The organism is Shewanella amazonensis SB2B (genome assembly GCF_000015245.1).
GTDB lineage: Bacteria > Pseudomonadota > Gammaproteobacteria > Enterobacterales > Shewanellaceae > Shewanella > Shewanella amazonensis.
Genome location: NC_008700.1, coordinates 2,341,713 through 2,359,430, shown reverse-complemented (window position 1 = coordinate 2,359,430; position 17,718 = coordinate 2,341,713). Strand labels below are relative to the sequence as shown.

19 protein-coding genes are annotated in these 17,718 nt (G+C 50.3%); 7 read left to right on the top strand and 12 right to left on the bottom strand.

Translation table 11 applies throughout. The features are described from left to right. Positions 1 to 30: 30 nt before the first annotated feature. The 3 genes from minE to minC are packed head-to-tail and all read right to left on the bottom strand — an operon-like array spanning position 31 to position 1,804. Entirely contained in the window at positions 31 to 288 is a 258-nt protein-coding gene (gene minE / locus SAMA_RS10105) for a cell division topological specificity factor MinE (RefSeq protein ID WP_011760045.1), read from the bottom strand. A 2-nt stretch (positions 289 to 290) separates the two neighbouring features. Next, positions 291 to 1,100: a septum site-determining protein MinD gene (gene minD / locus SAMA_RS10100; protein ID WP_011760044.1), complete on the bottom strand. Its 810-nt coding sequence runs from the start codon at positions 1,098 to 1,100 to the stop codon at positions 291 to 293. A gap of 29 nt (positions 1,101 to 1,129) precedes the next feature. Further along, a complete protein-coding gene (gene minC / locus SAMA_RS10095) occupies positions 1,130 to 1,804 on the bottom strand; it encodes a septum site-determining protein MinC (RefSeq protein ID WP_011760043.1) in 675 nt (224 codons plus the stop codon). A 122-nt stretch (positions 1,805 to 1,926) separates the two neighbouring features. Between minC and SAMA_RS10090 the strand changes: the two genes are divergently transcribed. Genes SAMA_RS10090 through SAMA_RS10080 form a run of 3 tightly spaced genes read left to right on the top strand, consistent with a single transcriptional unit; the run spans position 1,927 to position 3,725 of the window. Next, a complete protein-coding gene (locus SAMA_RS10090) occupies positions 1,927 to 2,205 on the top strand; it encodes a YcgL domain-containing protein (RefSeq protein ID WP_011760042.1) in 279 nt (92 codons plus the stop codon). Between the two features lie 39 nt (positions 2,206 to 2,244). Beyond that, a complete protein-coding gene (locus tag SAMA_RS10085) occupies positions 2,245 to 3,240 on the top strand; it encodes a lytic murein transglycosylase (RefSeq protein WP_011760041.1) in 996 nt (331 codons plus the stop codon). Positions 3,241 to 3,284: 44 nt separating this feature from the next. After that, positions 3,285 to 3,725 (top strand): YcgN family cysteine cluster protein, encoded by a 441-nt coding sequence (locus SAMA_RS10080; RefSeq protein WP_011760040.1) that lies wholly within the window; start codon positions 3,285 to 3,287, stop codon positions 3,723 to 3,725. A 75-nt stretch (positions 3,726 to 3,800) separates the two neighbouring features. Here the strand turns inward: SAMA_RS10080 and dsbB are convergent, their stop codons facing one another. Together dsbB and nhaB are read right to left on the bottom strand one after the other, a co-directional pair. Next, positions 3,801 to 4,310 carry a disulfide bond formation protein DsbB gene (gene dsbB / locus SAMA_RS10075; protein ID WP_011760039.1) on the bottom strand — a complete coding sequence of 170 codons (510 nt, stop codon included), beginning with the start codon at positions 4,308 to 4,310 and terminating at the stop codon, positions 3,801 to 3,803. A 100-nt stretch (positions 4,311 to 4,410) separates the two neighbouring features. Beyond that, positions 4,411 to 5,997: a sodium/proton antiporter NhaB gene (gene nhaB, locus SAMA_RS10070; RefSeq protein WP_011760038.1), complete on the bottom strand. Its 1,587-nt coding sequence runs from the start codon at positions 5,995 to 5,997 to the stop codon at positions 4,411 to 4,413. A 307-nt stretch (positions 5,998 to 6,304) separates the two neighbouring features. Between nhaB and fadR the strand changes: the two genes are divergently transcribed. Continuing rightward, on the top strand, positions 6,305 to 7,027 hold the full coding sequence (gene fadR, locus SAMA_RS10065) for a fatty acid metabolism transcriptional regulator FadR (RefSeq protein ID WP_011760037.1): 723 nt from the start codon (positions 6,305 to 6,307) through the stop codon (positions 7,025 to 7,027). 44 nt (positions 7,028 to 7,071) lie between these two features. On the opposite strand, the gene SAMA_RS10060 is transcribed toward fadR, so the two are convergent. From SAMA_RS10060 to sodB, 4 genes are all read right to left on the bottom strand, one after another. Then, positions 7,072 to 8,595, bottom strand: a complete 1,524-nt coding sequence (locus tag SAMA_RS10060; RefSeq protein ID WP_011760036.1) for a SpoVR family protein — start codon at positions 8,593 to 8,595, stop codon at positions 7,072 to 7,074. Between the two features lie 9 nt (positions 8,596 to 8,604). Beyond that, a complete protein-coding gene (locus SAMA_RS10055; RefSeq protein ID WP_011760035.1) occupies positions 8,605 to 9,876 on the bottom strand; it encodes a YeaH/YhbH family protein in 1,272 nt (423 codons plus the stop codon). Between the two features lie 51 nt (positions 9,877 to 9,927). Further along, positions 9,928 to 11,862, bottom strand: coding sequence for a PrkA family serine protein kinase (locus SAMA_RS10050; protein ID WP_011760034.1), 1,935 nt, complete (start codon positions 11,860 to 11,862; stop codon positions 9,928 to 9,930). A 253-nt stretch (positions 11,863 to 12,115) separates the two neighbouring features. Then, a complete protein-coding gene (gene sodB, locus SAMA_RS10045) occupies positions 12,116 to 12,700 on the bottom strand; it encodes a superoxide dismutase [Fe] (protein ID WP_011760033.1) in 585 nt (194 codons plus the stop codon). 242 nt (positions 12,701 to 12,942) lie between these two features. Between sodB and grxD the strand changes: the two genes are divergently transcribed. Next, positions 12,943 to 13,275 (top strand): Grx4 family monothiol glutaredoxin, encoded by a 333-nt coding sequence (gene grxD / locus SAMA_RS10040; protein ID WP_011760032.1) that lies wholly within the window; start codon positions 12,943 to 12,945, stop codon positions 13,273 to 13,275. 111 nt (positions 13,276 to 13,386) lie between these two features. Here the strand turns inward: grxD and SAMA_RS10035 are convergent, their stop codons facing one another. Next, positions 13,387 to 14,616 carry a uracil-xanthine permease family protein gene (locus tag SAMA_RS10035; protein ID WP_011760031.1) on the bottom strand — a complete coding sequence of 410 codons (1,230 nt, stop codon included), beginning with the start codon at positions 14,614 to 14,616 and terminating at the stop codon, positions 13,387 to 13,389. Positions 14,617 to 14,823: 207 nt separating this feature from the next. Here SAMA_RS10035 and SAMA_RS10030 point away from each other — a divergent pair, with 207 nt between their 5' ends. Further along, positions 14,824 to 15,978, top strand: coding sequence for a DUF2066 domain-containing protein (locus SAMA_RS10030; RefSeq protein WP_011760030.1), 1,155 nt, complete (start codon positions 14,824 to 14,826; stop codon positions 15,976 to 15,978). A gap of 87 nt (positions 15,979 to 16,065) precedes the next feature. Further along, positions 16,066 to 16,776: a DnaA inactivator Hda gene (gene hda, locus SAMA_RS10025; RefSeq protein ID WP_041409807.1), complete on the top strand. Its 711-nt coding sequence runs from the start codon at positions 16,066 to 16,068 to the stop codon at positions 16,774 to 16,776. A 164-nt stretch (positions 16,777 to 16,940) separates the two neighbouring features. Here the strand turns inward: hda and SAMA_RS10020 are convergent, their stop codons facing one another. Continuing rightward, the gene (locus SAMA_RS10020) at positions 16,941 to 17,333 is read right to left on the bottom strand and encodes a DUF2069 domain-containing protein (RefSeq protein WP_011760028.1); all 393 of its coding nucleotides are present in this window, start codon (positions 17,331 to 17,333) and stop codon (positions 16,941 to 16,943) included. Positions 17,334 to 17,341: 8 nt separating this feature from the next. Continuing rightward, positions 17,342 to 17,692 (bottom strand): arsenate reductase (glutaredoxin), encoded by a 351-nt coding sequence (gene arsC / locus SAMA_RS10015; protein ID WP_011760027.1) that lies wholly within the window; start codon positions 17,690 to 17,692, stop codon positions 17,342 to 17,344. Positions 17,693 to 17,718: the final 26 nt, after the last annotated feature.

Sequence of the window (17,718 nt, the reverse complement as noted above, 5' to 3'; positions counted from 1 at the left end):
AGCTATGAGCAACATAAACCACTGAGTCGATTAACGTTCCGGCAGGGTAACGTTAAGCTCAAGCACTGACAGGTTGTCGTCATTTTGCTCCAGCTGCACAGAGACCTGTTCTTCCGAAATGTAAACGTACTTGCGGATCACTTCGATAATTTCCTGTTTCATCTGCGGAAAGTAGTCCGGTGCGCCGCGTTCAGTGCGTTGATGTGCCACGATAATCTGCAAACGTTCCTTGGCAAGGGACGCTGAGCTGGCTTTTTTGTTGCTTCTGAAGTAATCGAGTAAAGACATAATCAGCTACCAAAAATCCTTTTCAACAGGCCCTTCTTCTCTTCGGTGACGAAGCGAAGTGGGAGTTCTTCACCCAACAAACGGGCAACGGTATCACTGTACGCCTGACCAGCGTCACTTTCCTGGTCAACAATCACAGGGACCCCGGAGTTCGACGCCTTAAGTACGGCCTGAGACTCGGGGATCACGCCCAGCAAATCGATGGCCAGAATGTCTTCAACATCTGCGACGCTCAGCATCTCACCATTTTTCACCCGGGTTGGGGAGTAGCGAGTCAGCAGCAAGTATTCCTTGATTGGCTCAAGATTTTGCTCAGCCCTGCGTGACTTGCTTTGCAGTATGCCAAGAATGCGGTCAGAGTCACGCACTGAGCTGACTTCAGGGTTAGTGGTAACAATCGCGATATCGGCGAAATACAGTGCCATCAGGGCGCCTGTCTCGATGCCGGCTGGCGAATCACAGACGATGTATTCAAAGTCTTTGGCGAGGTCATCCAGTACTCTGCCGACACCTTCGCGGGTGAGGGCATCTTTATCGCGGGTTTGCGAAGCTGGCAGTACAAACAGATTTTCACTGCGCTTGTCTTTGATCATTGCCTGATTAAGATTGGCTTCACCATTGATTACGTTAACAAAATCATATACTACCCGGCGCTCGCAGCCCATGATAAGGTCAAGGTTACGCAGCCCGATATCAAAGTCTATCACCACAGTTTTATGACCACGGAGGGCCAAACCTGTGGCAATGGCGGCACTTGATGTGGTTTTACCTACGCCGCCTTTTCCGGAAGTGACAACAATAATCTGTGCCATGCTAATTTTTATCCCTTAATTCTGCCCCATCACAATGGCAGTGCTTCTACTGTTAGTGAGTCACCATCGAGGCGCACACAGCCGCTTTTCGCGGTCACACCATGCTTTTGTAAATTTTCAGTCAGCCAGTATTGACCCGCGATGGAAATAAGTTCGGGCTCCAGGTGGCTGGCCAGGATAACTGCATCCCGCTCGCCATTGGCACCGGCCATGGCCTTGCCCCTGAGTGCGCCGTAAATATGAATACTGCCATCGGCAATCACCTCGGCGCCGTTTCCGACGGCGCCGAAGATAATCAAATCGCCATTTTTAACGTAGATCTGCTGCCCGGAACGGACGTTTTGCCGCACGATACGGGTGGTTCTGGGCTCGGATGGGGGAGAGGGCATCTGTGTCTGCTTACCGGCTTTGACCGAGGCAAGCCCACAGGCCTTGGCCTGCTCAGACAGTGCTTCACTGGCGCCGGTCACACCAACAATCACCAGTTGACGTGATACCAGCAGATCTTTAAGTGCTGCCAAGTCCAATTTTCCGTCTTCGACGGCGGATAGATTCAGTACCAAAGGGGCTCCGATAAAAAACTGTGGCGCTTGCGCCAGTTTCTTGTCGAGGTCCAAGGTGATGCTGTCCAAATCGGAGGTATTGATATGCAATACCGACAGCGTAAAAGAAGATCCCTTTAATTCAAGGCTTGCTTTTCGCATCCCCGTAATCTGCTCCAGAAATTAATCAGTCTCGCGCTGATCTGCATTTTTTTCTAAAGAGCCCATGTTATAGTGTGCCCCAATCACTGGCAAGTTTGATATTTTCGGAAATTGACCCACCTATGATATGTGCCGTTTATAAAAGCAGCCGTAAGCAAGAAACCTACTTATTCGTACCCAAAAGAGATGATTTCAGCCAGGTGCCAGAGCCTTTATTACAGATGTTTGGTACACCTTTGCTGGTAATGCTGTTGCCGCTCGACAGGAAAGAGAAGCTTGGGATTGCCGATATCGACAAAGTGCGCAGCGAACTCGCTCAAAAAGGCTATTATTTGCAATTGCCACCCCCTAAAGATAATTTACTGACGCAACACCGCCGCGATTTAGGCATAGAGGATTGATAAAGGATTCATCATACCCATCAGGAGGCGTTTGAAACTGTGAAGTCAATATTCTGTACTTCCCTATCAGCGTTGGCACTGATGTCTGCCACTGTGATGGCGCAAAGCGCAGACAGTGGCGGTTTCGCCGACTATCTGGCTGGTCTTAAAGACGTGGCCGCCAGCCAAAACCAAATCCGTCCGCAAACCTTAGATACTGTTTTCCCAAAGATTAAGGAGTTTCGCCTCGCGAAGAGTGATACGGGTGAACCCGCAGCAGCGCCAGCGACTAATCTCGATACTTTTTTGCCACAAACCCTGAATGATGCCCTCGTAGACGAAGCAAAATTTCAATATCAGGGGCATGCAGAAACCCTGAACCGTATTGGTAAGCAATATGGTGTTCAGCCGCGCTTTATCGTAGCGCTTTGGGGGCTTGAGTCCCGCTATGGCCGAGAGTCCGGTGTGTACCCTGTATTGTCTGTCACCGCGTCAAAGGCCTTCAATAAAGAGAAGGAAGCCTTTTTTCGTGAACAGTTTTTTGCTGCTCTCAAAATAATCGACAGCAGCAGTTGGCAGCCCGATGACTTGCTTGCGACACCCGATGGCCGCATGGGGCAGCCCAAGTTACTACCTCAGGCCTTTTTGTCAGCAGCAAAAGATGGCGATGATGATGGCAAAGCCGATATCTGGAGCAATCCTGCGGATGTATTTGCAACGCTTGCTTACTCGCTGCAACAGGCCGGTTGGCGTGAAGATGAAACCTGGGGACGTCAGGTTAAAATTCCTGGCGATTTTGATATGTCTCAGGCTGCCGCAGGGAATAAGAAGTCCTTTTCCCAGTGGCAGGCCTTGGGGGTAAGGCGCTTTGATGGCACCGATTTACCTGCCAGGGCCGATATGAAGGTCGAGATGGTCATGCCCGATGGACCTAAAGGCAGGGTCTATTTGGTTTACGACAACTATCTTGCGCTCAAACGTTGGCATGACAGTGACTATTTTGCCCTGGCGGTGGTGCATCTTTCGGATCGCATCAAGTTTCAACTGGGCGAATAAGGTATAATGCTGCGTTTGTTCACGTATGCCGGTAGTCTGTTGTGATGGAATTTTGGAAAACCAAACGTCTGGAAGAGCTGAATCCTGAAGAATGGGAATCTCTTTGCGACGGTTGTGGTAAATGTTGTCTCAATAAAATCATTGATGACGAAACTGATGAGCTGTATTACACCAACGCGGCTTGTAAGTTGCTTGACCGGGATGCCTGTCATTGTCGTCATTACAGCGAACGCTTTACTTTCGTTCCGGGCTGCGCGGCTATTACACCTGATAATATCGCCAGTTTGACCTGGTTGCCGGATAGCTGTGCCTATGTCCGCTTGTTTCAAGGCAGGGATTTGCCCAGCTGGCACCCGCTTGTCACAGGTTCAAAAGAGGCGATGCATGCTGCGGGTATGTCGGTGAAAGGCAAGGCCGTTTGCGAAACCAAGGTGAGATATCTGGAAGACCATATCGTGCTTTGGCCACTTAAAGATGTCGATTAAAAAACGCCCCATAGAGGGCGTTTTTTATTGAAGGGCCTTGTTGACCACACCCAAATAAAATCAACAAGGTGTGTTTCAGGCAGACTTCTTCAGCATTGGCACGATAAACGCGAGCCAGGCAAGCAAGTACACGCTGAAAGCCACTATCATCCATTCACCCATGGTGACCCCGGCAAACTCCCAGGGAATATCGGTGCACATACCTGTGGGCATAAACACACTGGGTAGCCATTCATGCAATTGTAACCAGCTCGGAAATTCCGGCAGGAATGAGCAGGTTGAAAATGGGTTAGGGTTGTTTTGCATATCAACCAGCTCAAGCGCAAGCTTAAGTCCCCATGCAGCGGAAATCCCCCACAGAAGCGCACCAAGCGCGCGAATAACCCTATTAGCCGGCGCCATGAACCCAAATAGACCTGCACCAAGCAGACCGAATACGGCAACTCGCTGATAAATACACATGACGCAGGGGTCGAGCTTCATAATGTGCTGAAAATAGAGTGCGGCAGATTCCAGGGCGAGGGCGCTTAAGGCGAGAATGCCCCAGGACAGACGGCTGTGGGCAAACGAAATCAGGCTTTGCATAGGGTCTCCATGGGTGGAATGTCCATAAAAAAGCCCGCACACAAGAGTGCGGGCTATTTCTGACTTTACTTAAGCAGCTAAGTTCAGTCAATCCAGAGAATTAATGTCCACCCAGAGCCTTGCCTGCAGCTTCCGCTGCGGTGTGATGGTTAATCAGATGGCTGTCATAGAAATACTGGGTCATATCGGTGAGAAAGCCCGATTCAATGGCCAGGATGCCTACGATAGACAGCACTATGGTGTATGGCAGAGCCATCATCACCATGCGACCATAGGACAGGCGAATGAGCGGAGCCAGGGCTGAGGTCAGCAGGAACAGGAAGGCAGCCTGACCATTTGGGGTGGCCACAGATGGCAGGTTGGTGCCAGTGTTGATGGCAACGGCCAGCAAATCAAACTGGTCACGGGTAATTTGCCCATTAAGCAGCGCAGCCTTCACCTCGTTGATATACACGGTACCCACAAACACGTTGTCACTGACCATAGAGAGCAGGCCATTGGCGATGTAGAAGATAACCAGCTGTACATTGCCTTCGTAGCTGAGTGCCCACTGGATAACCGGCGCGAAAAGTTGCTGGTCAATAATAACCCCTACTACTGCAAAGAATACCGCCAGCAGCGCCGTAAAGGGTAGGGCTTCTTCAAACGCTTTACCCAGAGCATGCTCGTCGGTAATGCCGTTGAAGGCGGTGTTAAGGATAATCACAGAGAGACCAATCAGGCCTACTGATGCGAGGTGGAATGCAAGACCTACAATCAGCCAAACACCCACCAATGCCTGTACGATGAGCTTGACCTTATCTTTAGGTGTGCGGCGGGCATCTTCGTATGCATCGTATTCGCTCAAGATCTTATGTACAGCCTCAGGCAGTTTGGCGCCGTAACCAAACCATTTAAATTTTTCCACGATAAAACAGGTCAAGATCCCGGCAAAAAACACCGGCACAGTGACAGGTGACATGCGAATGGCAAATTCGCCAAATTGCCAGTTGGCCTGAGCTGCGATAATGAGGTTTTGGGGCTCGCCAACCATGGTGCACACGCCACCAAGGGCAGTACCCACACCGGCGTGCATCAAGAGGTTACGCAAAAATCCACGGAATGACTCAAGCTCGCTTTCGTTAAGCTGCTCCGGTGCTTCCGAGGTGTGGTCGTGATCGGAGCTGAAGTCTTTACCCGATGCCACTTTATGGTAGATAGAGTAGAAACCCACAGCCACTGTAATGATCACCGCAATGACAGTAAGGGCATCGAGGAAGGCCGACAAAAACGCCGACGCAATACAAAACAGCATGGATACGACGATTTTCGAACGTACCTTGGTCAACATCTTGGTGAAGGCGTACAGCAGCAGCTGTTTCATAAAGTAGATGCCAGCGACCATAAACACCAGAAGCAGCAGTACTTCCAGATTGGCCTGGATTTCGTGTAACACCTGTGTGGGGCTGGTCATGCCGATGATCACGGCTTCAATGGCAAGCAAACCACCGGGCTGCAGGGGATAACATTTAAGGGCCATGGCCAGGGTGAAAATAAACTGGATAACCAAAACCCAACCTGCAATAAAGGGGTTCAGGTAAAAGAGTATCGGATTTATCGCCAGAAACGACAGGATCGCGAACTTATACCATCTGGGCGAATTACCCAGAAAGTTGGCAAACAGTGACTGCCCAAGAGTCAATGGCATTTTCCCCTCTCCATATGCTTGATAATTAATGAGGTTTATTATTTATTAGTATAGCGGAACTGACACGTACTTCAGTCTAGCCTAAACCTTAACCTAAAGTAATCCGCTAACCACAACAGAAGGTGGCAAAAAACTGATCTCAATTACAAAAAATGCAGATAAACGACATCGTTCGATGTCTTTTTAAACAACAATGTGATTTGAGGCCAATTCAAATTGTTCAATAGCACGCTTTAGGTTTTCATTTTTTACCGCTCTGGTATGATCAGTGCCCAACACGAGGTTAAACCACTGGAAATTGGGGCTGATGATAATCAATGCCAAAGGTCCTGCGAGTTTCGCAGAGAAATACATAGTGCGTTCCATTTGGGAAAATAAATTTCCCCCTGGCTCCATTCTTCCTGCCGAGCGTGAGCTTTCAGAGCTTATCGGTGTAACCCGTACCACATTGAGGGAAGTGTTGCAGCGTTTGGCCCGCGATGGCTGGCTCACTATCCAGCACGGTAAGCCAACCCGGGTAAATAATTTCTGGGAAACGTCAGGCCTGAATATTTTGGAAACCATTGCGGACTTGAATCCTGAGGGGTTTCCGGTGTTGGTTGACCAGTTGTTATCGGCCCGAACGAATGTCAGCGCTATCTATTTCCGTGGCGCACTGCGTCACAATCCAGAAACCGCAGTAGAAATCCTTGCCCGTATCCATGGTATGGAAGATTCGGCTGAAGCATATGCTGAGTTCGATTACGATTTGCATCACACGCTAGCCTTTTCATCGGGTAACCCGCTTTATGTGTTAATCCTGAACGGTTTTAAAGGACTTTACAGTCGGGTAGGCCGCTATTACTTCTCCAGCGCTGAAGCACGAAAGTTGGCGATGGATTTTTATATTGAGCTGGAAAAGCTGGCAAAGCGTCATGCGTACGGGGAAGTACCGGCGCTGATGCGAAGCTATGGCATTAACAGCGGCAAAATGTGGCAAAAGCTGAAAGACGCCATGCCCGCTGATATTAATCAGGATCCACACGGTTAATGCTTTCAGCGGCATAAAAAACGCAGCCATCAGGCTGCGTTTTTTTATATTTTCACCGAGTGTCCCTCTTCATCTCGTGGGGGGCAGCGTGCCAGCTCCTTGATGGTGCCATCACTTTCTTCCTGTTCAAGCACCACGGTGAAACCCCACAATCGATGAAGGTGTTTCAGCACTTCCCTGTAATCGTCTGCCAGTGGAATATTGTTGAAAGGAACATACCTTAATGTCATGGAGCGATCGCCCATTACCTCAACCCTGTGCACCTGAATGTTGGGTTCAAGATTGGAGAGGTTGTATTGCTGTGACATGGTTTGCCGAATTTCCCGATAGCCGACCTCATCATGGATAGCTGAAATAGACAGATAGTTTTTTCGCTCGTCGTCCACAATCCCGAAAAGCTTGAACTGTCTTATCATGGCCGGCGACAGATATTGGCTGATAAAACTCTCGTCTTTAAAGTTTTCCATGGCAAAGTGCAGGGTATCGAGCCAATTGCTGCCGGCAATTTCAGGGAACCAGGCTCTGTCTTCCTCTGTGGGGTTTTCACAGATCCGGCGGATATCGGTGAACATATTGAATCCGAGGGCGTAGGGGTTAATGCCGGAATAATAGCGACTGTTGTAAGCGGGTTGTGCGACCACACCCGTGTGGCTTTGCAGGAATTCCAGCATAAAACGGTCGGTCACCAGACCTTCATCATAGAGGTGATTCAAAATGGTGTAGTGCCAGAAGGTGGCCCAGCCCTCGTTCATCACCTGGGTTTGCTTCTGGGGATAAAAATACTGCCCCATCTTGCGGACAATGCGTACGATTTCCCTTTGCCATGGTTCAAGCAGTGGTGCGTGCTTCTCAATGAAATAGAGAATGTTCTCCTGAGGCTCAGCAGGAAAACGTTTTTTGGGCTGGACTTTTTCGACCTGGCTGACCGGAATGGTGCGCCAAAGGTCATTCACCTGACTTTGCAGGTATTCCTCACGCTCTTTCTGGCGGGCTTTTTCTTCGCGGAATGATATTTCGGACGGGCGTTTGTAGCGGTCAACACCATAGTTCATTAGGGCATGACAGGAATCGATTACATTTTCCACGGCATCGACACCGTGGCGCTGTTCGCATTCTGCAATGTAATTTTTGGCAAAGACCAGATAGTCGATAATTGAGCTGGCATCGGTCCAGGTTTTGAACAGGTAATTGCCTTTGAAAAAGCTGTTGTGGCCGTAGCAAGCATGGGCCATCACCAATGCCTGCATGGTGATGGTGTTTTCTTCCATCAAATAGGCGATGCAGGGATTGGAATTGATAACAATTTCATAGGCGAGCCCCATTTGGCCTCGCTTGTAGCTTTGTTCTGTTTGAATAAAACGTTTGCCAAAAGACCAGTGGGTGTAGCCTATGGGCATACCGATGCCAGCATAGGCATCCATCATCTGCTCGGCAGTGATAACCTCAATTTGATTTGGGTAAGTGTTGAGCCGATAGTGCGCTGCAACCCGCTCAATTTCCCGTTGGTACTCTTCCAACAGTTCAAAGGTCCAATCCGGTCCGTCGCTTAAAGGTGTGCGTTTTCCCATAAAGCCCCCTTATACCGCCTGCTTTTTGAACAGCTCTCGGAACACAGGATAGATATCTTCTGCCTGGCGAATGTGCTGTACGGCCATGTTGTCATACACTTGTCTTAGGGAGTCATATTCGCGCCACAGGGTTTGATGGGCACGGTTTGTAATTTCTATGTAGCTGAAATAGCGAACAGTTGGCAGTATTTGTTTCTCCAGTATTTGCCGGCAAGTAGGGGAGTCATCAGCCCAGTTATCACCATCCGAGGCCTGGGCGGCATAGATGTTCCATTCCTCTGCCGGATAGCGTTCTTTTTGGATCTCGACCATCAACTTAAGGGCGCTCGAGACGATGGTGCCACCGGTTTCCTGAGAGTAGAAAAACTCGTGCTCGTCGACCTCTTTGGCTTGGGTATGGTGACGTATATACACCACCTCCAGGTTTTTATAAGTCCGGGTGAGAAAGAGATACAGAAGGATATAAAAGCGCTTGGCCATATCCTTTGTAGCCTGATCCATTGAGCCGGACACATCCATCAAGCAGAACATCACCGCTTGGCTGGATGGCACTTCACGTTTGGTAAAGTTGTTGTATCTCAGATCGAAGGTATCAATAAAAGGAACCGCATCGATTTTTTTACGAAGCGCTTCAATTTCGGTTTTAAGCGCCAGTATGCGGTCGGCGTTGGCGCCTGGCGTGTTTTCCAGCTCCTCAAGTTCAGCCTCAAGTGTTTTAAGATGTCTTTTTTTCGCCGCAGTCATGGCTGTCCTGCGTGCGAGCGATGAACGAAGCGACCGCACAATACTGATGTTGGCCGGTACGCCATCATTGGTGTAACCCGCTCGTTGAACCTGATATTCCACCAGTTTATTCAGGCGATTACGTTGAAGATTAGGAAGTTCAAGGTCTTCAAACAGCAATTCTAGGTATTCATCTTTGGAGATCTGGAATACAAAGTCGTCCTGACCGTCACCGGAATCAGAAGCATCACCCTGACCACTTCCCTGACCGCCACCGCCCTGAGGGGGTCTGTCTATTCTATCGCCCCGGGTGAACTGGTCGTTCCCTGGATGGACACGTTCACGGAATCCGCCCCGCCCCTGATGGAACATGGGCTCAGTGATATCCCGGGTCGGGATACTGATTTGTTCCCCCTTGTCCACATCGGTCACACTGCGACGGGTTACCGCGTCACTGACGGCTTTTTTTATCTGCTTTTTGTATCTATTAATAAAACGCTGACGGTTAACGGTACTCTTACCCTTGGCATTCAGTCGCCTGTCGATAAAGTTCGCCATACGCACCTCCCCAAATCCAGCAACCCGCCTGCGAGCAGGCGGGTATTGGTATCAAGACGATTTACGAACCCGCAGATACCATTCAGACAACAGACGCACTTGTTTTTTGGTGTAGCCTTTCTCCATCATGCGATTGACAAAGTCATCGTGTTTGCGCTGATCGTCTGTGGAGGTTTTGGCATTGAAGGAAATCACCGGCAGCAGATCTTCGGTGTTGGAGAACATCTTCTTCTCGATGACAGTTCTGAGTTTTTCATAGCTGGTCCAGGTGGGGTTTTTACCCTCATTGTTGGCCCGTGCCCGCAGTACGAAGTTAACGATTTCGTTACGGAAGTCTTTGGGATTAGAGATCCCGGCGGGTTTCTCGATTTTCTCAAGTTCAGCATTGAGTGCAGCGCGGTCAAACAGTTGACCTGTTTCAGGGTCACGGTATTCCTGATCCTGGATCCAGAAGTCAGCATAGGTGACATAACGATCGAATATGTTCTGTCCGTACTCGGAGTAAGACTCCAGATAAGCTGTCTGGATCTCTTTCCCAATAAATTCGACGTATTTGGGGATGAGATATCCTTTCAGGAACTCAAGGTAGCGCTCGGCGGTTTCGCCGGGAAACTGCTCGGCTTCAATCTGACGCTCCAGTACATAGAATAGGTGCACAGGGTTAGCCGCGATTTCGGTATGGTCAAAGTTAAATACCTTGGAGAGGATTTTAAAGGCAAAGCGGGTCGAGAGTCCGTTCATGCCTTCGTCAACACCGGCGTAGTCTCGGTACTCCTGATAGGACTTGGCCTTGGGATCGGTATCCTTGAGACTCTCACCATCATAGACCCGCATCTTGGAATAAATAGACGAGTTTTCAGGGACTTTCAGCCGTGAAAGTACGCTGAATTGAGCCAGTGTTTCCAGAGTGCCCGGGGCACATGGCGCTTCGGACAACTCTGAATTGATGATAAGTTTTTTGTAGATTTGGATTTCTTCCGATACCCGCAGGCAGTAGGGCACCTTAACGATATAAACACGGTCGAGGAAGGCCTCGTTATTTTTATTATTTTTAAAACTCGACCATTCAGATTCGTTGGAGTGGGCAAGGATAATGCCGCTGAAGGGCAGAGCCGACAGGCCCTCGGTGCCGTTGTAGTTTCCTTCCTGAGTGGCAGTCAGCAGCGGGTGCAGTACCTTGATGGGCGCCTTAAACATCTCCACAAATTCCATCAGGCCCTGGTTCGCGCGGCACAGCGCACCTGAATAGGAGTAGGCATCGGCATCGTTTTGGGCAAAGTGTTCCAACTGGCGGATATCCACTTTACCTACCAACGACGAAATATCCTGGTTGTTTTCATCTCCGGGTTCGGTTTTTGCCACGGCGATTTGATCGAGCACCGAGGGGAAGACTTTGACCACCTTAAAGCGACTGATATCGCCGCCATAATCGTGCAGGCGTTTAACAGCCCAAGGCGACATGATGGTACGCAGGTAACGGGTTGGAATGTCGTACTCTTCCTGAAGCAGTTTGCCATCTTCGTCTGCATCGAACAGGCAAAATGGATGATCGTTAACCGGGCTGCGTACCCCGTCGGCACTGAGCACATACACAGGGACTTTCTGCATCAACGCCTTGAGTTTTTCGGCCAGAGAGGACTTACCGCCGCCCACAGGACCCAGCAAATAGAGAATTTGCTTCGACTCTTCAAGCCCTTGAGCCGAATGTTTAAGGTAAGCCACTATCTGCTCTATGGCGTCTTCCATGCCGAAGAAGTCTTTGAAGGCCGGATAGCGGGAAATAAGCCGATTTGAGAAGATGCGGCTCAGAACTGAATTTTTGGAAGTGTCGATAAGTTCGGGCTCACCGATAGCCAAGAGTAAACGTTCGGCCGCGGTGGCGTATGCGCTTTTATCCTGCTTGCAGATTTCAAGAAACTCTTGCAGTGAATATTCTTCTTCGAGTTTCTTTTCATAGCGCTGTTGGTAATGTTCAAAGATGCCCATGATAACCCCCTGAAACGCCATTGATGTGATGCAAGGAGCGGCGATCTGATTTTGCTCCCTACCTGTAATCTTAGACACAAAATCTTGCGCTGTGTCAAAAAAATCCTGAAAAAACAATGACAAATAGTTGCAAAAGCAACAGTTGCAAGTGCGTTGATTCGAGGGAATAGGGGATGTAGTGCGATTGACTAAGGAAAAATTATAATAAAAAAGGAGCCACCAAGGCTCCTTTTTAATCAGGCAACGGCTTGTATTAACCAGCGAAGTTCTGGTTTACGAAGTCCCAGTTTACCAGTTCCCAGAAGTGGGCCAGGTAATCAGGACGTACGTTGCGATAATCGATGTAATAAGCGTGTTCCCACACATCCACAGTCAGGATCGGAGTAACAGAATCATCGGTCAGCGGAGTGGCGGCGTTGCTGGTGTTTACAATAGCAACTGTGCCGTCAGCTTTCTTAACCAACCAAGTCCAGGCACTACCGAAGTTGTTCACTGCGGCGTCGGTGAACTTGGCTTTGAATTCTTCGAAAGAACCGAAAGCTGCATTGATGGCATCGGCAACCGGACCAGTGGCAGCGCCACCGCCGTTAGGGGCCAGACAGTTCCAGTAGAAGGTGTGGTTCCATACCTGAGCTGCGTTGTTGAACACACCACCGGTGGAGGTCTTTACGATTTCTTCCAGGCTCTTGCCTTCGAACTCGGTACCTGGGATCAGGCCGTTCAGCTTAACCACGTAGGTGTTGTGGTGCTTGCCGTAGTGGTACTCGATAGTTTCCTGGGAAATATGGGGTTCCAGTGCGTTCTTTGCGTATGGCAGTGGGGGTAATTCGAAAGCCATTAGTATCTCTCCATGGACGATTATACGTTTTTCACGTTCTTGCTCACTGGCCAATATTGTACTCGGAAAATCTGTGATGTGAATCATTCTTTGGGGTTTTCGGGCGATAGTGCTTATCGAAAAATCAAATAGTGACATAACCTTACAAACTGTGGGATTTTGTTCCGCCGCCCGCTGGCGTACAATATAGGCCACGTGTAAGACATCAAAGCCCCTATGGGGATGCCAAGTCAGGAATCAAAATGGAAACAGTAGAAAGAATCAAGCAGCAAATTGCTGAAAACCCAATCATTGTCTACATGAAGGGTTCTCCAAAGCTGCCAAGCTGTGGTTTCTCTGCCCGCGTTGCCGAGATGATGATTAACATTGGTGAGCAGTTTGCCTATGTGGATATCCTGCAACATCCGGATATCCGTGCTGAGCTGCCGAAGTATGCCAACTGGCCAACCTTCCCACAGCTGTGGGTCGAAGGTGAACTGATCGGCGGTTGCGACATCCTGACCGAGATGTTCCAAAAAGGCGAACTGCAGCCGCTTATCAAAGAAGTGGCCGCCAAGTACAAAACGGAAGAATAAGCTTCAGGTTTTGCCTTGTAAGAAAAGCCCCGCCAAGCGGGGCTTTTTTGTGGCTGTAATTCAGTGTAGTAATCTTTGGCACTGAGTGACATCGCGCATCGGCTTTGGGGATTATGGGCTTTCAGGCTCGGGCGCTGACGGTGGCAATACCAGATTCATTAAAATCGCCACAATGCCGCACAAACTGATGCCGGTGAGGCTGAATGAGCCAATACCAAAGGCCATGCCGCCAATACCGAATACCAGGGTCACGCCTACAATGGCCAGATTGCGTGGGCAGGCCAAATCCACCTGATTGCGAATGAGGGTATTAAGGCCCACTGCGGCAATCGAGCCGAACAGCAAGCACATGATACCGCCCATCACAGGCACGGGTATGGTTTGCATCAAGGCACCAAGTTTGCCAACGAAGGCCAGCAAAATGGCCACAATCGCTGCCCAGGTCATGATCCTGGGGTCGAAGTTGCGGGTTAAGGTGACCGCGCCTGTCACTTCCGAGTAGGTGGTATTGGGTGGTCCGCCAAAGGCGGCTGCAGCAATGGTGGCTACCCCGTCGCCGGCAAGGGTGCGGTGCAGGCCAGGGTCTTTCATAAAGTCTTTACGGGTCACGTTGGAGATAGCCAGGATGTCGCCGATGTGCTCGACCGCAGGAGCAATGGCCACGGGGATCATGAAGAGGATGGCCTGCCAGTGGAATTCCGGTGCTGTAAAGCTTGGCAGGGAAAACCAGGGGGCATTGGTCATGGCATCAAAGCTTACTACGCCATAAAAAAGGCTGGCCACATAACCCACCAAAATCCCGGCGAGAATGGGCATGAGTTTTAGTAGGCCTTTTGCCAGCACGGCAACCAAGACTGTGGTGATAAGGGACAGCAGCGAGATGATAAGGGCTGTGTTTCCTTCAACCAATACCAGGCTGCCATCGCCACTCTTACCGAGCGCCATATTCACAGCGACGGGCGCCAGTCCCAAGCCAATGATAATGATCACGGGACCAACCACCACGGGGGGTAACAGGCGATGGATAAAGCCAACTCCCCGCAGTTTTACCAGCGTGGACAATACCAGATACACACAGCCAGCCGCGACCAAGCCGCCCATAGTTGCAGCCACACCCCACATCTGCACTGAGTACATGATCGGGGCAATGAACGCGAAGGAGGAAGCGAGGAATATGGGTACCTGACGGCGGGTGATCAGCTGAAACAACAAGGTGCCTATGCCGGCGGTAAAGAGCGCAACACTGGTATCCAGGCCCGTCAACAGCGGCATCAACACCAGTGCCCCAAAGGCGACAAACAACATTTGTGCGCCCTGCAGGGGAAGCAGGAGTCTATTCATTTTGTTATATCCTGTAGGGTTAAAAATCTTCCCATTCTACCAGTTGTTGGCATTTTGATAAGTCAGGATCGTTTTTTTGTGAACTCCTTGGCTTACAAGGACAAAATTGGCCAATAACTGACCCGGCCGCGTCTTTTTGTCGCTGTGTTGCCGCGCTGTAAGTATGTTACACTGCCGCTCTATCATTGTTGGGAACGACCATTTTTCATGATGAAATCCTTTCTCAAAGTTGCATTAGGTCTTGGGCTGCTGTTTGGCCATGTTGGCGCCGAGGCAGTTCAGGTCAGCCGTTTGAACGAGGCCGATGTGGCTGTCAGTTCAAGAAGCAGTGCTGAGCTTGAACAAGCCATTAAAGATGCCTTGGCCAAGGTGTTGGTAAAAAACAGTGGCAGCACGGAAACACTTGTTAATGCCGAAGTGCAGTCGCTGATTGCTCAGGCACGATCTGTGCTGAGCCAATATGGCTATGTCGAAAATGATGGGCGCTTATACGTTCGGGCGAGTTTCGATAACACCCGGGTCACCTCAACCCTTCGCAGCGCGCAGTTGCCTGTATGGGGCAAACAGCGTCCCCTGACCTTGCTGTGGCTGGCCACCGATGGTGAAGGGGAGAAGGTGTTGCTGGGCGACCAATCGGATTTGGCTATTCGCAGTCAGTTCAATGATGCCAGCGCTCAGGCTGGGGTGCCTTTACTGTTTCCCTTGCTGGACTTGGACGACATGATGGCGGCTAACATCAATTCTGTCAGAGGTTTTTTTGCAGATGAAGTAGCCCAGGCATCCCGCCGATATCAGTCGGACTTTTTTGCACTGGCGACCCTTGAAGCAGCCGGTTCGGGTTACGAATATCGTCTGGCTCTCTACCCAAGGCAGGCTCAGAGCGATATCGCAACACCGCTGCAATCTGTAACTCAGGTGGAAGGCAGTGCTGACAATCTTGACAGTGCCATCAGTGCCATCCTATCCGGTATGAGCTCCTTTTACGTGTCACGTTATGCTGTGACCGGAACCAGTCAGGAAAGTGAAACCGAGTTGGTGTTTACCGGTGTGGACCGCCTTAAAGCTGTGGTGGATATAGAGACTTATCTGGGGCAGCTTTCTATGGTCAAATCTGCCCGTTTGGTGAGTATCGAAGGCGATTCTCTGCGCTTTGCGCTGACACTCTTTGGCAGTGAGGATGAGCTCAGGCGAACCCTGGCGCTGGAACCACGTCTTCAGCCCCAAGGCGGAACTGAAAATAACAGCCAACAGGGTGAAGGTACCATTGTCGACCCATTCGCCACCGCTGTGCAGCCCGGTGAGATCCTGGAAGTGCCCGGTGTGCCTGTGCAGCCAAATCGTTACCAATGGCGTGGTCAATGAGCCTTGCGGCTCGGAATTTAACGGCGTCCGTGATACACTGACGCCGTTTTTATTCAGGTGCCACAAGATAGATTGAGAAGTAACCGAGTGACACAACATCCCCCATTGCAGTTGTCCCTGCCTGTACATTTGCCAGACGATGAGACCTTTACCAGTTATTACCCCGCGGCGGGTAACGACGAGCTTATCGGTGCGCTGAAATCGGCGGCAAGTGGCGATGGGGTGCAGGCTATTTATTTGTGGGGACCGGTCAAGTCGGGACGCACCCATCTTATCCATGCGGCCTGCGCCCGTGCCAATGAGCTGGAGCGCCGCAGTTTCTATATTCCGCTCGGAATTCACGCCAGTATTTCCACGGCCTTGTTGGAAGGGTTGGAGCAGTTTGACCTTATCTGTATCGATGATGTAGATGCGGTGGCTGGTCACCCCCTGTGGGAAGAGGCGATATTTGATCTCTACAACCGGGTAGCAGAGCAAAAACGTGGCAGTTTGATAGTCAGTGCCAGTGCTTCGCCCATGGAGGCGGGTTTTGTGCTGCCGGATCTCGTGTCCAGAATGCATTGGGGGCTGACTTACCAGCTCCAGCCTATGATGGACGATGAGAAACTCGCGGCATTGCAACGCCGTGCTGCCATGCGCGGACTCCAGTTACCTGAAGACGTGGGGCGGTTCTTACTTAATCGCATGGCGCGAGATTTACGCACACTGTTTGATGTCCTCGACCGGCTTGATAAGGCGTCCATGGTTCATCAGCGCAAGCTGACCATACCTTTTGTCAAAGAGATGCTGAGGCTGTAACATGCGCCTATCAGTGAATAAGTGCGATCGATTAATTAATTGAGCATATTGAGAATATTTAAAATCTATTCGCTATAAAGCAGCGTTCAATGAAAGAATTTCAATGACCTCAACTCACAAAAAAACGCGGCATATTGCCGCGTTTTTTTGTGCCTGAAAGCATCTTACTCGTCGCCTTTGTCCCTGGACTTTTTCTTGAGCCCAAGACCGAGTTCGCGGCCGCGATGGCGGGCGTAAAACGGGAAGGTGACTGACAGGAGCACCAATAGCGCCAGCTCCAGACAGGCAAACCACAACCAATCACCCGCGATGTATACCAGGGTCAGTGCGTGCAGCAGATACAGACAGAGCACAAAGCTTGCCCAGGCGTGGGTGTAGGGATTGCCTTTCATCAGTCCGGGGAGCGGCAGCAGCAGGGGCACCAACCACAACAGGTTAAAAACCAGGGAGTATTCCTGACTGTTGGGTCCGAGCACAAACCAGTAGGCCATCACCAGCAGCAGCGCGAGGTAACCCACACGATTAATGGTCAGCAGTAACGCGGTGTTTGACAGCACAGGACACCTCAAAGAATTTCAAGCACGTTGGCGGGAGGTCTGCCAATGGCGGCCTTACCGTTAGCCAGCACCACAGGGCGCTCGATAAGCTTGGGGTTGGCAACCATGGCGTCTATTAACGCGGTCTCATCCAACGCCGGATTATCCAGGCCAAGGGCCTTATATTCTTCTTCTTTGGTTCGCATCAGCTCCCGAGCCCCAATCCCAAGCAGTGATAAGATGCGGGCTATTTCTGCGGCATCAGGGGTATCTTTCAGGTATTCGACTACTTCAATCTCAACACCCTGTTCACCCAGCAGCGCCAGAGTTTCGCGGCTCTTTGAGCAGCGAGGATTATGCAAAATAATGGCTTTTTTCATTAGGGATTCCGATTTTTATGCCATAA

Excerpts from the sequence above, each read along its gene's own strand:
- SAMA_RS10030 (WP_011760030.1), top strand. The coding sequence starts at position 14,824 with ATGATGAAATCCTTTCTCAAAGTTGCATTAGGTCTTGGGCTGCTGTTT.
- arsC (WP_011760027.1), bottom strand. The coding sequence starts at position 17,692 with ATGAAAAAAGCCATTATTTTGCATAATCCTCGCTGCTCAAAGAGCCGC.
- fadR (WP_011760037.1), top strand. The coding sequence starts at position 6,305 with ATGATAATCAATGCCAAAGGTCCTGCGAGTTTCGCAGAGAAATACATA.
- grxD (WP_011760032.1), top strand. The coding sequence starts at position 12,943 with ATGGAAACAGTAGAAAGAATCAAGCAGCAAATTGCTGAAAACCCAATC.
- nhaB (WP_011760038.1), bottom strand. The coding sequence starts at position 5,997 with ATGCCATTGACTCTTGGGCAGTCACTGTTTGCCAACTTTCTGGGTAAT.
- SAMA_RS10090 (WP_011760042.1), top strand. The coding sequence starts at position 1,927 with ATGATATGTGCCGTTTATAAAAGCAGCCGTAAGCAAGAAACCTACTTA.
- SAMA_RS10050 (WP_011760034.1), bottom strand. The coding sequence starts at position 11,862 with ATGGGCATCTTTGAACATTACCAACAGCGCTATGAAAAGAAACTCGAA.
- sodB (WP_011760033.1), bottom strand. The coding sequence starts at position 12,700 with ATGGCTTTCGAATTACCCCCACTGCCATACGCAAAGAACGCACTGGAA.
- SAMA_RS10055 (WP_011760035.1), bottom strand. The coding sequence starts at position 9,876 with ATGGCGAACTTTATCGACAGGCGACTGAATGCCAAGGGTAAGAGTACC.
- SAMA_RS10060 (WP_011760036.1), bottom strand. The coding sequence starts at position 8,595 with ATGGGAAAACGCACACCTTTAAGCGACGGACCGGATTGGACCTTTGAA.
- minD (WP_011760044.1), bottom strand. The coding sequence starts at position 1,100 with ATGGCACAGATTATTGTTGTCACTTCCGGAAAAGGCGGCGTAGGTAAA.
- SAMA_RS10080 (WP_011760040.1), top strand. The coding sequence starts at position 3,285 with ATGGAATTTTGGAAAACCAAACGTCTGGAAGAGCTGAATCCTGAAGAA.
- minE (WP_011760045.1), bottom strand. The coding sequence starts at position 288 with ATGTCTTTACTCGATTACTTCAGAAGCAACAAAAAAGCCAGCTCAGCG.
- dsbB (WP_011760039.1), bottom strand. The coding sequence starts at position 4,310 with ATGCAAAGCCTGATTTCGTTTGCCCACAGCCGTCTGTCCTGGGGCATT.
- minC (WP_011760043.1), bottom strand. The coding sequence starts at position 1,804 with ATGCGAAAAGCAAGCCTTGAATTAAAGGGATCTTCTTTTACGCTGTCG.
- SAMA_RS10035 (WP_011760031.1), bottom strand. The coding sequence starts at position 14,616 with ATGAATAGACTCCTGCTTCCCCTGCAGGGCGCACAAATGTTGTTTGTC.